This window comes from Leptospira interrogans (assembly GCF_900156205.1).
In the GTDB taxonomy this organism is placed as follows: Bacteria; Spirochaetota; Leptospiria; order Leptospirales; family Leptospiraceae; genus Leptospira; species Leptospira interrogans.
The window spans coordinates 18,972-31,471 of record NZ_FTNA01000030.1; the positions used below are offsets into that span (position 1 = coordinate 18,972).

11 protein-coding genes and 1 pseudogene (1 of these 12 only partly in view) are annotated in these 12,500 nt (G+C 38.4%); 10 read left to right on the plus strand and 2 right to left on the minus strand.

Annotated elements, in window-relative coordinates:
* Positions 1-594: 594 nt before the first annotated feature.
* Both BW942_RS17685 and BW942_RS17690 read left to right on the plus strand, forming a co-directional pair.
* The gene (locus tag BW942_RS17685; RefSeq protein WP_001110347.1) at positions 595-1,146 is read left to right on the plus strand and encodes a hypothetical protein; all 552 of its coding nucleotides are present in this window, start codon (positions 595-597) and stop codon (positions 1,144-1,146) included.
* 342 nt (positions 1,147-1,488) lie between these two features.
* Positions 1,489-1,875 carry a hypothetical protein gene (locus BW942_RS17690; protein WP_001072139.1) on the plus strand — a complete coding sequence of 129 codons (387 nt, stop codon included), beginning with the start codon at positions 1,489-1,491 and terminating at the stop codon, positions 1,873-1,875.
* Positions 1,876-2,058: 183 nt separating this feature from the next.
* Here BW942_RS17690 and BW942_RS17695 read toward each other — a convergent pair whose 3' ends face one another.
* Positions 2,059-2,271: a hypothetical protein gene (locus tag BW942_RS17695; protein ID WP_000451419.1), complete on the minus strand. Its 213-nt coding sequence runs from the start codon at positions 2,269-2,271 to the stop codon at positions 2,059-2,061.
* A gap of 261 nt (positions 2,272-2,532) precedes the next feature.
* Between BW942_RS17695 and BW942_RS17700 the strand changes: the two genes are divergently transcribed.
* From BW942_RS17700 to cas2, 4 genes and pseudogenes are all read left to right on the plus strand, one after another.
* On the plus strand, positions 2,533-3,420 hold the full coding sequence (locus tag BW942_RS17700) for a PcfJ domain-containing protein (RefSeq protein ID WP_000578385.1): 888 nt from the start codon (positions 2,533-2,535) through the stop codon (positions 3,418-3,420).
* A gap of 551 nt (positions 3,421-3,971) precedes the next feature.
* Positions 3,972-4,142, plus strand: a pseudogene (locus tag BW942_RS17710) (type I-MYXAN CRISPR-associated protein Cas6/Cmx6); the annotation flags it as partial.
* 496 nt (positions 4,143-4,638) lie between these two features.
* A complete protein-coding gene (locus tag BW942_RS17715) occupies positions 4,639-6,264 on the plus strand; it encodes a type I-MYXAN CRISPR-associated endonuclease Cas4/Cas1 (protein ID WP_000511225.1) in 1,626 nt (541 codons plus the stop codon).
* Positions 6,264-6,548: a CRISPR-associated endonuclease Cas2 gene (gene cas2, locus BW942_RS17720; RefSeq protein WP_000683530.1), complete on the plus strand. Its 285-nt coding sequence runs from the start codon at positions 6,264-6,266 to the stop codon at positions 6,546-6,548. The genes BW942_RS17715 and cas2 overlap by 1 nt, the downstream gene beginning before the upstream one ends.
* 116 nt (positions 6,549-6,664) lie before the next feature.
* On the opposite strand, the gene BW942_RS17725 is transcribed toward cas2, so the two are convergent.
* A complete protein-coding gene (locus BW942_RS17725) occupies positions 6,665-6,871 on the minus strand; it encodes a hypothetical protein (protein ID WP_000110274.1) in 207 nt (68 codons plus the stop codon).
* A 756-nt stretch (positions 6,872-7,627) separates the two neighbouring features.
* On the opposite strand from BW942_RS17725, the gene cas6 reads away from it, so the two are divergent.
* The 4 genes from cas6 to cas7i form a co-directional block, all read left to right on the plus strand.
* Positions 7,628-8,260 carry a type I-MYXAN CRISPR-associated protein Cas6/Cmx6 gene (gene cas6, locus BW942_RS17730; RefSeq protein WP_000026907.1) on the plus strand — a complete coding sequence of 211 codons (633 nt, stop codon included), beginning with the start codon at positions 7,628-7,630 and terminating at the stop codon, positions 8,258-8,260.
* Positions 8,257-10,509 (plus strand): CRISPR-associated helicase/endonuclease Cas3, encoded by a 2,253-nt coding sequence (locus tag BW942_RS17735; RefSeq protein ID WP_000601711.1) that lies wholly within the window; start codon positions 8,257-8,259, stop codon positions 10,507-10,509. Before cas6 ends, BW942_RS17735 begins: the two co-directional genes overlap by 4 nt.
* 7 nt (positions 10,510-10,516) lie before the next feature.
* Positions 10,517-12,403: a type I-MYXAN CRISPR-associated Cas8a1/Cmx1 gene (gene cas8a1, locus BW942_RS17740; RefSeq protein WP_000098756.1), complete on the plus strand. Its 1,887-nt coding sequence runs from the start codon at positions 10,517-10,519 to the stop codon at positions 12,401-12,403.
* Positions 12,404-12,467: 64 nt separating this feature from the next.
* Positions 12,468-12,500: the beginning of a type I-B CRISPR-associated protein Cas7/Cst2/DevR gene (gene cas7i, locus BW942_RS17745; RefSeq protein WP_000052101.1), read on the plus strand. 807 nt of this gene lie beyond the right edge of the window; the window shows 33 of its 840 coding nt (coding positions 1-33); it begins with the start codon at positions 12,468-12,470; the stop codon falls past the right edge of the window.

Consider the following 12,500-nt stretch of genomic DNA (forward strand, 5'->3'; position numbering starts at 1 on the left):
GAGACGCTGAGCTTGAGAGAGCGTTCTGCTGAGTTTCAAACGCGATCTGTCGAGCGCCAATAGAAGCGAGACGCTGAGTTTGAGAGCGTTCTATGGTTTTCAAATTAGATTATATCGAACTCGCCTTAATCAACGTTTTATCACTACCTTTATGGTATTCGATTTATAAGGATCAGTAAAACCTTATAGAAGTTTTATGCTGAAAATTCTCTTGATACATTTGTGTCTGTTATTTGAGGAAAAATAATTAAAAGCTTGTCCCAAAACCTGAACATTATTACTCTGAGACTATAAATGGGAATCTCAAAAATTATCGAAAAATTTGGAATCGCTTAGATAGGGCGTAATCTGCAATACCTTTGAGAGTTCATTAGAAACTTATAAAGTATCATTGCTACTCGAACTCATAAAAATGGTATCCAAAATTAACCGTCGATTTTACAAAAATACTAAAGTACTTAAAAATTAAGTACAATCCGGAATTGTTAGCCATTTTTAAAAAATGTTATATATTCTAACTTTTGAAACAAGCTCATGACAGTATTATTCATCCGAGTAAGTATATCTAGGTTTTAGGAGAATTTTTAATAAAAAATGAACTACTATATTTTAGAGGAAGTAAACTATCATTTAAATATTCCTTATATCGGAGATTTACCAGAAGAGTTAGACACAATTGATGTGATGACTGGTAGAAAAATTGAAATTTCAAATCTTCCGATACGAGTCCCTATCAAAATAGACTACGAATCCGAAATCGTATATCCAGATATAATGACTGCGGATTTACCATTATTCTCGGAAAAAATACGAAATTCTCTAGACCAAATCGGGATTAAAAACATTCAATATTATCCGGTAGAACTTTTCGAAGATCAAACTGGTCAAACAAAAGCAAATTACTATATGAGCATTCTACCAGTAAGTGTAGAATGTTTAAAAAGTGGAATCAATAGAAGTCCCGCCGGAAGATTGATTCTAAAAAATCCAATCATTGATCCCACAAAAATACTAGGACTTAAACTATTTCGTTTAGGAGAAGAACCTAGTTTAATCATCATTGATTCTATGGTAAAAGATACACTCACGAACGCCCACCTAAATGGAGTATCATTCATCCCATTGGAAGAATACACAAGTTCTTGAAAGTTACATTCCTTCACTACTCGTAGCAATTCTATAATATACAATATTTTGAATTTTGCTAGGGTTTTATAATAAAACTTACGATACTCAATTTAAAAAATATAATAGAGTTGTTGAAAAATGAACTCTCAATCTGTTTCTATTTTATGTAAATCGGCAATTAAAGCAGTTTTGTTAATCGCCACTATGGAATTCTCAATCTTGTTTCTGTTTTATGAAATGGTCGATTAAAGCAGTCCTACGAATCGCCTCTATGGAACTTTCAACAACTCTAATGTTATTAGAACCACTCAAAAGATTGCTTGAAACATTCATACAATCTATATTAAAATTGAATTTAAGATGAATCAAAAAATATTCAAAAGTATCTGGGCCATAATTGCCGGATTTTTAACGATTTTTATTTTATCAACTGCAGTGGACTTGATCTTACATCAAACCGGAATTTATCCTCCTATGGGAGTAATCATGTCAGACGAGCTGTTTGCTCTTGCGACCGCGTATCGAGTATTCTTTGGAATTTTGAGTGGTTACGTAACTGCAAAAATAGCTCCGGATCAACCAGTAAAACACTCTTTAGCTCTTGGAGTTTTGGGGCTGATCGTTAGTATTACAGGCGCAATTGTGATGTGGGACGCAGGGCCTGCTTGGTATTCTCTTGCAATCATCGCGATCGCTCTGCCCTGCAGTTGGGCAGGAGGAATTTTATATGAAAGATCTCAAACATGACAAGAGGCAATTGTTATAAAAAATATTCTAATTTTAGAATATTCTAAAATTAGATAAAAATTTACATAACCCTATAAATTTTATTCCCAATGGATTGGGCAGACAACCAAATCGATCTACAATTTAAATTGATTTTTTGCTAAGATAGATTTGTAAAAATTCTTTAAGACATAGTTTAAGATTTTATAATTTGTTTACATTTCCAAGGGCCGTAGTCCAAACTTTTGTTTTATACCCAAACCATAAATGAACCGTCAAAGAAATAAAAAACGCACTTATCAAGACTGACCATAGATATTCAGAATCCCTTAACAAATACAACAGAGAAAACATCAAAGAATATTTTAACATTCGAAACCAAACAGGCTGACCTACTTTAGAAAATGCAACTTCCAATTCTCTTTTAACTATTTTTGAAAATCCAGATCGTTTCTCCACAATCTATAAAAAATACAATAGAGCATTAGACCAAATCAGAATCAGTAATCCAAATCCATTTCCAATTGTTTTATGTTTAAAAACACTTACCATTTTTAACAAAAAATCTATTCGCAAATGTTGTTTTGTTCAAGGCGCTGCCCGTTTAGACTTTCGAAATTCGACAAAACTAAGAAAAAGAAAGGACAATCTAAAAGGATAAAGTAAAATGCAGAACGAATGATTTTCGTATTAGAATATTGTTTAGAAAATCCTAAATCAATTTTTTTGGTTATCCCTAAAGACTTTGAAACGGTTCGAGAAAAATTTCCTTTTCTTAAAAGAAAGGTGATCGCAACTTACTTTGGATTTCATCCAAGCTCCTTAAATGTATTGGAAAAAATAACCGACTCCGCGGTTCAAAATGGTTATCTAAAAACGTTTCAAAATTTATATTCAATTCCCGTTTTTCAAAAAGCGTTTCATCATTTGCCTATTATTAATGAATTTATCATTCAATTTTTCAACTATTCTAGGGCAAAAAATTGGAACGAAAAATGGGATATATTGTTCCTAAAGGATCTTCTATTTAGATTTCCAAATCCTAATTTCGAAGAGGAGGATTTTGAAAGAACTTTTCAACTCTATGAAGAAGTGAAACGTTTTTCCCCTTCCTGGAAGATTCGTTCGCTCGAACATCTGAAAGATCTCGAACAAAAAATGATCCAAAAAATGATCCAAAAAATTCAAAAGAACGAGTTTATCGGACCCGATCAACCCTACCCTACTCCTCCGATGGAAAAAGAAGATTGGCTCGAACCCATCAACTCCAGAAAAGAATTATTTCTCGAATCCAGAATTCAGCACAATTGCATCTTCAGTTACGATACTCGCATCTTAGAAGGAGAATATTATATTTACAGAATATTTTTTCCTGAACGTTGTACGCTATCTCTCTTTTATATTAACGGGGATTGGTATCTCGATCAGATTGCCGCGGCGTTTAACAAGGAAGCAAAAGCTGAGACGTTAAGGAAAGTGGAAGAATGGAGGATGCAAAACGGAATCTTTGTGTTAGGCGATGCGTTTCGTTTAGGAATTCCACCGGATTGGATTTTTGCGAGATGAGTTGGGATGGGCTTAAATAAGAGCCCGCTATAAACAAACGCTATCTACATTTTTAGCTTTCTAATTTTTCAAAGCCCTCCTATTTTGTCCTCAAAACCACTAAATAACATTATATTTAAATATTTTTATATAATACTATTAGAAATTTTTGATGATTGAAGTAATTCCAAATCGGAAATCGATTTGATTACAAAGCCAATGAGACAAATCTACGCGATTGGTTCATCATTCACGCCTGTAAAAAATCTCATCATAGAAATTTACTTGGATATACCGGCAAAGAACATCCCGAATATCTACTAGCTAAAAGAAAAAATAGATTCCGCATTACGATTTCTGAAAGAAGTTTTTCCAAAAACAAACCCTTCTCGCTTCATTGTAATTTAAGTGAATCTCAATCTCCTGGATTATTATATTTGGCAGTAAATCGTTTCATTTCAAATTCTATTTTGTAAAAAGCTAAGGAAGATTTTCAAAAACTCTACGCAAACTATAATCTAAAAGCAGACATGAGAGACTTTTAGAAAAATATTGGGCCTCTACAATCGAACCTACATTTAAACACAACAAGCAAATTGAGAATTCGGGCCGAGCAGCCGTTACTTTCCCACCTATTAAAATTAGCGGGCAAAAATCTAGAAGTGTCACAGGACAAAATCCAATTAGGAATTCCTATAATTGGACTTTTGAAACCTCACAAAACTTTATACAGCCGGTTAATTGGGTCTGCAAACATCTAACTGTTGTAGGTGGTTGAATATAACTTTGATGACGTTAGACGATATATCATCCTTCCCTAAAAATCACTATGTTATAACTTGATTGCTATCCAATCGCAAAATGATTCCTGCCATTTAGAAAAATTCGCATATTTTATCCTGGTTGAAATAAAATTAACTCTAATTACTCACTTTTTGAATATTCAGAATCGATATTATTAGAGCTTGAGCTTATCATACTACACGAAAGCGATTGAATGCGAGGACTCAGCAAAACGTTCCTGGATACAATTTCGCTCTCTATTTTCGGACGATCGATCAATTTGTTGACAAAGTATTATGTTGCGATCTTAGACAGTAACATTGAATTTAAGCACGTTCCTTTACCAGTTAGCGAGTTGAGCAAAAGTTAAAACTGGTAAGGAATTCGCCCCAATCTTAACCATCGAACTCACGTTAAGTTATATCGATTATGGACCAATACGGAAACATTCGCGCGATGGGAATTCATTCCCTACTTTATTGTGAAAGGCTTTTCTATTTAGAAGAGGTGGAAGGAATTCTAGTTGCGGATGATCGTGTCTATGCAGGACGAACCTTACACGAAGAATTAGAACCTAACGAGGATTTTTCGGGAAGAATCGAATCCTTTCATTATACTAGTGAAAAATTGGAAGTTTCGGGCAAAGTAGATCGTATTCAAAAACGAGATGGGGATTGGATTCCTTACGAGCATAAAAGAGGTCGAGCCAGAATCGGAACAAACGGTCCGGAAGCTTGGGAGTCGGATCAATGTCAAGTAACCGTTTATGCCCTTCTACTCGAAGAAGCCACAGGCAGAAATATATCAGAAGGAAAGATCCGATACCACGGAAGTAAAGATCTTGTAAAAATCGAAATCGACGAAGAACTACGTTCGAAAGCCTTAAAAACAATCGATCGAGCAAAAGAGTTATCTACGAGCACCAATCGACCACCGGTTGCACAAAACGAAAATTTATGTAAAAATTGTTCTTTAGCTCCGGTTTGTTTACCGGAAGAAACAAGAGTTATTACAGAAAATGAATATGAACCGATTCGACTCTTTCCGGAAAAAAGGGAAAAGACCACGTTACACGTCTTTGGTCATGATTCAAGAATCAAAAAATCGGACAACGTACTTCTTGTAGAAAAGGTTACGGAAACAGGAGAAAAGTCTAAATCGGAAAAGATTCCGATTCAGGAAATCGAATCCGTAAATATCCATGGAAACTGTCAGATATCAAGTCAAATGATTAAATTTTTAGTTTCCGAAGAGATTCCAGTGCACTGGTTTTCAGGCGGCGGAAATTACATCGGCGGAATCAATATCAATCCTTCCGGAGTTCAAAGAAGAATCAGACAATTCAAAGCTCTCACAAAAGAAACCATTCGATTGAACTTAGCGAAAAAACTAGTATCCGCAAAATGTGAGTCCCAACTTCGCTACTTACTTCGGGCCACTCGTGGAAAAGACGAAACTAGAAACGAAACGGAAAGTTATTTAGCAACAATTAGATCGGGACTTAAAAATATAGAATCGGCGGATTCCCCAAGTCAATTATTAGGGATCGAAGGTTCGTCGGCGCGAGCGTATTTTTCCGGACTCCCAGCTTTACTTAAAAATTCAGACCCCTTCTTAGTCCCTAACGGAAGAAGTAAAAGACCTCCCAAAGATCCTTTTAATGCGACATTAAGTTTTCTTTATTCACTTCTTTACAAGTCGGTTCGCCAAGCGATCATTGCGGTTGGTCTCGATCCAAGTTTCGGTTTTTATCACACTCCAAGATCTTCCGCCGAACCTCTTGTTTTAGATTTAATGGAACTTTTCCGTGTAAGTTTATGCGACATGACGCTTATCGGAAGTATCAATCGTAAATCTTGGATCGATGAAGATTTTGAAATTACAAAAAACAAGGTTTGGTTATCCGAATCGGGTCGTAAAAAAGCTACACAACTGTATGAAACGAGGTTAGACGATACTTGGAAACATCCTGTTGTTAACTACTCGCTTTCTTATTACCGGATGATTGAGCTTGAAGTAAGACTGTTAGAAAAAGAATGGAGCGGAGAAGCGAATATATTTGCACAAGCGAGGTTAAGATAATGAAACATTGGAGATTAGTATCTTATGATATTCGAGAACCAAAACGACTTCGGAGAGTTGCCAAAATTATGGAGGGTTTCGGAGAAAGAATCCAATATAGCGTTTTTCGAATCTATTCTACAGACAAAGAATTAGAAAAACTACGGTGGAAATTGGCAAAAGTCACCGAAGAAGAAGACAATATATTTTATCTGACTCTTTGCACCAAGTGTGCTTCGGGCGCCCATACCCAAGAAAAAAAATCCGCGTGGCCAGAAGCTCCAAAAACATTAAAAATTCTATAATTCAAGTATCTCTTCAGGGCATAGACATAATTCTACTTAAAAAGCAAAACTAAATCTTTGAATCTATATTTAATTCCAAGACATATCCAATCTTTACTCGGATTCAGAAATAGACCCTATCTAATGATTGGCCAACGCTCGTTTTTCTTTCTTGTGAAAATTCCAGCTAAATTTATAATCAGTGACGAGCTTAAACATACTTGAATCTTAATATTTGAAACAAAATGATCCTTGGAAACAAAATATGCACTTCTGAAAAAACCGAACATGAAAAATAACGATAAAAAACGATATACTTGTTCTCCTCCTTTGAAAACACTCATATCCACAATTTATGCTTATAAAAGCCATTTAAATAAAATGCTCTGAATATAACTTTGATGCCGTTAGGCGTTGAGCACAAAGGATCCTTTGATCAAAAGAATTCGTCCTTGATTTCTGAATATAACTTTGATGCCGTTAGGCGTTGAGCACGGACATAGGACCAAACTTCCCATAATGTATCGTTATGGGCTGAATATAACTTTGATGCCGTTAGGCGTTGAGCACAAGGGGAAAACATTCGTCACCCCGTGAAAAACTTCTGAATATAACTTTGATGCCGATAGGCGGTTTAGAATGAAGAGAAGATTTGTTTTGGCCCAAATTGTTTCGCACCAAACGTGCAAACAGATAAAATGTAGGAACTACTACTTTTTCGAAAAACAGTAGTTTGTTCAAAGAAATGTGGGAACTCCCACTTTAAAAAAAGTGAATTCTGGAGATCTCCTCGGGTAAGAATCGAAAATACCTAATTACAGTAGTAAACATAAATTTGTACTGACAATCATATTCCTCAGCACTTTGCCACTGTAATTGAAAGAACTGGTTACACAAATTCGATCTACCTCTGATGCCGTTTAGGCGATCCTTTCAGAAATTTCCAAATACTATAGAGAAGGTATATCATATTATAAACATGGCATGTTTTTTAGGGTATTTAAAATTATATTTTATTTTAATTTTAGAATATTCTAAAAATATTTTGTCTTTAAAAAATAAAATGGAATCCGAAAAATGAATTTCTCCGAGTATATTGTATGTCCATTCCGAACGTCATTGAGTTAAACTTTCCGGTCCTTGGGTCCTTACTCCCAGCCGACCACGGTTATGGGCTGTATTCCGCCATTTGCCATCTTTGTCCCGAATTACACGAACACGATTCACTCAGCATTCAAACGATCTCAGGCCTCCCGGATCGACCCGGAATCCTTCGACTAACAGCCAATTCACGACTGAGAATTCGCATTCCCGTAGAACAAATTCCTCTTGTGTATCCTCTTGCTGGAAAAAGTCTTACGATCGGCATTCATAAGATTCAACTCTCCATTCCCGCGATCCGTATCCTACAACCTTATTCTGTTTTAAAGTCTCGTATAACTGTAATTAAAGGTTTTTCGGAACCGGAAAATTTTTTAGAAGCGGCGCAAAAACAACTCAATGCAAGGGAAATTTCCGGTAGGGTTACTTTGCTCAAAGATCCGGAAGGAAATCCAAAAAGAAACACGATTAAGATCAAACGATTTACGATCGTTGGCTTTGGATTGAAAGTAGAAGGTTTGAACGAAAAGGATTCTCTTGAGTTACAAGCCACCGGTCTAGGCGGAAAACGTCGCATGGGCTGCGGCGTGTTTTATGGAGACGCAAATAAAGTAGAGAGTAAAGCTTCGTGATCCTTCTCGCAAAATCATATCCTGGAATCGAAAAACAATTGAAGAGTGGTGACCCAGAAAGTTGGGCTCTTTTAGAACATCACTCCTCCGCTACATATCAGGTAGCGGAGGTTTTACTCAAAATCTTAGAACCCATCCTCAGAAAATGGACCCGACTTTCAGAATCCGAATACAATAAATTTGTTTTAGTCGTCTGTCTTTCCGCCGGTTTACACGATCTCGGTAAGGCGAACGAGGATTTTCAAAAAATGCTCCGACGGAGAAAATACCTTCAAAGGTTTCGTCATGAAATCTGGTCGGTCCTCGCATTAACCGGATCAGGCCCCTTTTCCGATTGGTTTCGAAAAACAATCGGAGACGAAACCTGGGTTCGTATCGGACAAATGGGAATTCTCTCTCATCATCTCAAAGCAACTCGAGAGACTCTGTATGCGGATCATGAGACCGCTGAAATCAAAGTTTTCTGGAAAGACCAAGGAGTCATAAAAATGTTCCAGTCTATTTGTAGATTGGCCGGCATTTCCTCTCCCGATTTTTCCTCTCCTTCGATTTCTTCTTACACCTGCCTTGGCGAAGATGCGGACAAATCCATTCGAATTTGGACCCGAGAGATCCTAAATGCAAGAATCGATCCACGATACCAACATTCTATCGGTGCCGTGAGAGCGATGATCATTGCTGCGGATCGACTCGCTTCCGCATACAAAGGCGCGGACGCCTTGAAACTCTGGGCGACAGAGGCTCTCAATCGAGTTCTTTCCGAACAGGAATGTTCCAAAATCGTTAAACAAGGTTTAGGCGAAAAGAATCTACGACCATTTCAAAAACAGGTCGGAGATTCTACTTCCAGAGTCACTCTCGTTCGTGCGGGATGTGGAAACGGAAAAACGATCGCTGCTTTTCAATGGGCTAAAACTCACTCGGCGGGTCGCAAACTTTTTTTCTGTTATCCGACTATGGGTACGGCCACCGAAGGTTTTAGAGATTATGTGTCTGATATTCCCGGTTTAGATGCGCTTCTCAGCCATTCTCGCGCTTCGTTGGATCTTGGAGAACTGGCAAGCACGGGAGAAGAAGACGAGGGAGATTCTCTAAACATGCACAGTCGTATGCTTCAGGAATGGACCGCACAAGTGACTTTCTGCACGGTCGATCAGATACTCGGTCTACTACAAAATTACCGTTCTTCTTTGACTCTTTCTCCGGCGATTTTTTTAGGCGCGTTCGTTTTCGACGAGATTCATATGTATGATTCCATTCTATTCGGAAATCTACTTACGTTTTTAAAAGAGTTTTCGCACACTTCGATTCTACTGATGACCGCTTCCCTTCCGGAAACGATGCTCTCCGCCATTCAAGAAACCGTAGGCGCCGACTTGGGGCCGGTGATCTCTGGAGAAGCTCAGATCGAAGAACGTCTTCGGTATCGAATTTTACATTCAAGCCGAGAGGACGCTTTGCAAAAGGCGATTCAAGAATTTAAGAACGGAGGTAGGGTTCTCTGGGTCTGCAACAAGGTGGAACATTGTTTAAAATTGTATGATGAACTTTCCGAAAAATACGACATCGAAGCCCTTGTCTATCATAGTCGATTTAAGTACGAAGATCGTAAAGAAAGACATCGGGCCGTAATAGACTCCTTTCAAGAAGGTTATAAAAAATCTCTTCCCGTTTTTGCGATCACCACACAAGTCTGTGAAGTTTCCTTGGACATCAGCGCGACTCTACTTATAAGCGAGCTTTGTCCGTTTGCTGCATTGATTCAACGATTGGGAAGAGTGAACCGTCCGGGTCAAGAGATGGAGGGCATTGCACAGGCTTTGATCATTCCATTTCAAGGAAAACCCTACGAAAAGGAAAATGAAGACGACGGTGAATCCGAATTAGAACGCTGCAAAGAGATCCTGAAACCTCTCCTAGACCGGGAACTTTCTCAGAAAGATTTGGCGCTTGCACTTGAAAATGCAAAAGGAACCGAACATCAAAAAATACCGTCCCAATGGCTTTCGTTAGGATGGGAAGCGGAACCGGATTCGATCCGTGAAAGCGGATATACTCTGGATGTCATTTTAGAAAGCGACGCGTACAAAGTTCTGAAAAACGAAAGACCTTGGGAAAAGTCAAAACTCTACACAATTCCTATGCCGATTCAAAAACAATTCAGTTATGGAGAGCCTCCTCTGCGTATCCCGGTCGTCCCCGATTCTCAAATTCAATATTCATCCGTTCGAGGCGGAGAATGGAATTGAAACTAAGATGAGTTCCCGTCCAAGCGCTTCTATCGAGACAACTCCTAACACTCCGGTCGTATTTCAAAGAGGATTGTCTGAATGCACGTCTCCCCTACTTCGCGCGGGCCTTGCTGGTTTGTATTCGACTCTGCATTCATTAAAAGACGAAAAAAAGCCGAAGACTTTGTCCTGGGAACTGACTCAGGATTCTATTCAAATTACTTCTAAAGGAGAGTTCTCAAAAGACTTTCAGTGGATTATTAATCACGGATATCAAACGAAAGAGGGAATCTTTTATTGTCCCGGAATTCATAGATCAAAAACGATTCACAAAGATCGAATGCACTTCCACAACGCGATGATGGGTACGTTCCTTCAACACGGTAGAATCCAAGTCCTAACAAAAGGGGGAGGAACCGCCGTTTCTATCGAAGACGAATGCAAGTTATTATACTTTCCTCTGTTAGTAGAAGAAAAAAAAATCAAATATCGAAAAGACGCCGAATCCATCTTGTTTGCTGAAAAACGCGGTTCTACTTGGTCCTTTGAAAATCTTGTGGAGTTATCCGGCTACGTAATGCCCGGAGCTCCTCCTCGTTTTACCCATGAGACTAGTTGGATCGGAACCATTGCGGATGCGTTTCTCTTATTCTTTGCACCTCTCTCTTGTAGTTTCGCAGAAATCGAACCTTCTCGAGGAACCTGGTGTATTCTCATTCCGGAACTGGAAGATCTAGAAACGTTTGAACGTTTCCGTAGGGATTACGAGGTCAATACGATCAATATGTTTGCGGGCGGTCCGGGTGACGCTGCCTTGCGTTATCTTACGGAAATGGATCTGACCGGTAATAAAAAAGATTTCAGTCCGAACGGTTGCGAAGTCTATGTCATCGGAAAGGTCGCTTGGAATAAAAAGCAACAGGTGCGCAGACTGATGATGCGTATCCATCCCACGGAAAAGAACTTTCGGATCTATAAAAAGATGAGAGGGATTTTCCAAAATAAAATCCATCTCAAAAAAACGGATACCTCATCCAAATCAAAAAAATCGAGTACTCGATCCACGGATAAAAACAAAACTCAAAAGAAAAAAGATGAAAACTATCATTGGGTTTCCTCTCCTTATGCGGCGGCTCGTATTGCGGAAAATTTGGTTCAGGGGAAACGTTGGTATTATCAATTTGCAAAACCTCTTTCGTGGTATATCGATACCTTAGAGCGCAAAAGGAAAAGTTCTCCCGGCAGTTCTCATGAAAAAATCTGGTTCAAATCCATACGTAGATTCGAACGAGCGGAGTTGATAAAATTTATGGAAAATAACGAAATCTGGAATTCAGAAGAAGAACAATGGTTCGTAAAAAGTTTTCACGAAACTCTTTCTAGATTGTATGCGAAAGAAGCGAGTCATCTGAATCGACGAGGTGGATCTCGTACCTTAGGAGATCGCTGGAAACATATGAACGAAAAAATATACAGAGATCTGGCTCAGGCAAAAACTTCCCCGCAGATACGAACCGTGATCAGCGACCTCTGGGCCAAGTCGGGTAGACCTCCTTCCCTCCAAGAACACACAGGTGCTCTTTGGAAATTTATTTCAAAAGATAGCGAATACGCGAGAGACCTTTCTTTGGTGGCTCTGGCGAGTTATCAAGGTAGCAGTTCTCTATTTCGGGAAACCGTTAAGGATGCGGTTCAGAAAGACGAAGGACGTCAACTTTCTCTGAATTTAGAAAAAGCGACTACGCAAGAACAGGTCTTGAAAGCGTATCAGACTCTCTGGGATTTCGTTGAAACGAATGACGAACAAGAAAAAAACGATTTGGAAGTTTTCGTAACCAAGAACTGGAAGCGTGCACTTGAAATCGGACAAGAAGAAATCCAAAAAGCGAAAAAGAAGTCGAACGACGCCTAGAAAAATTAAACTTTTATAATTTACGAATTTGAATTGAGAAAGAATCAACAAGGAAAGGAATCAAATGAGTCTGCATATTTTCGGAACGATACTCACT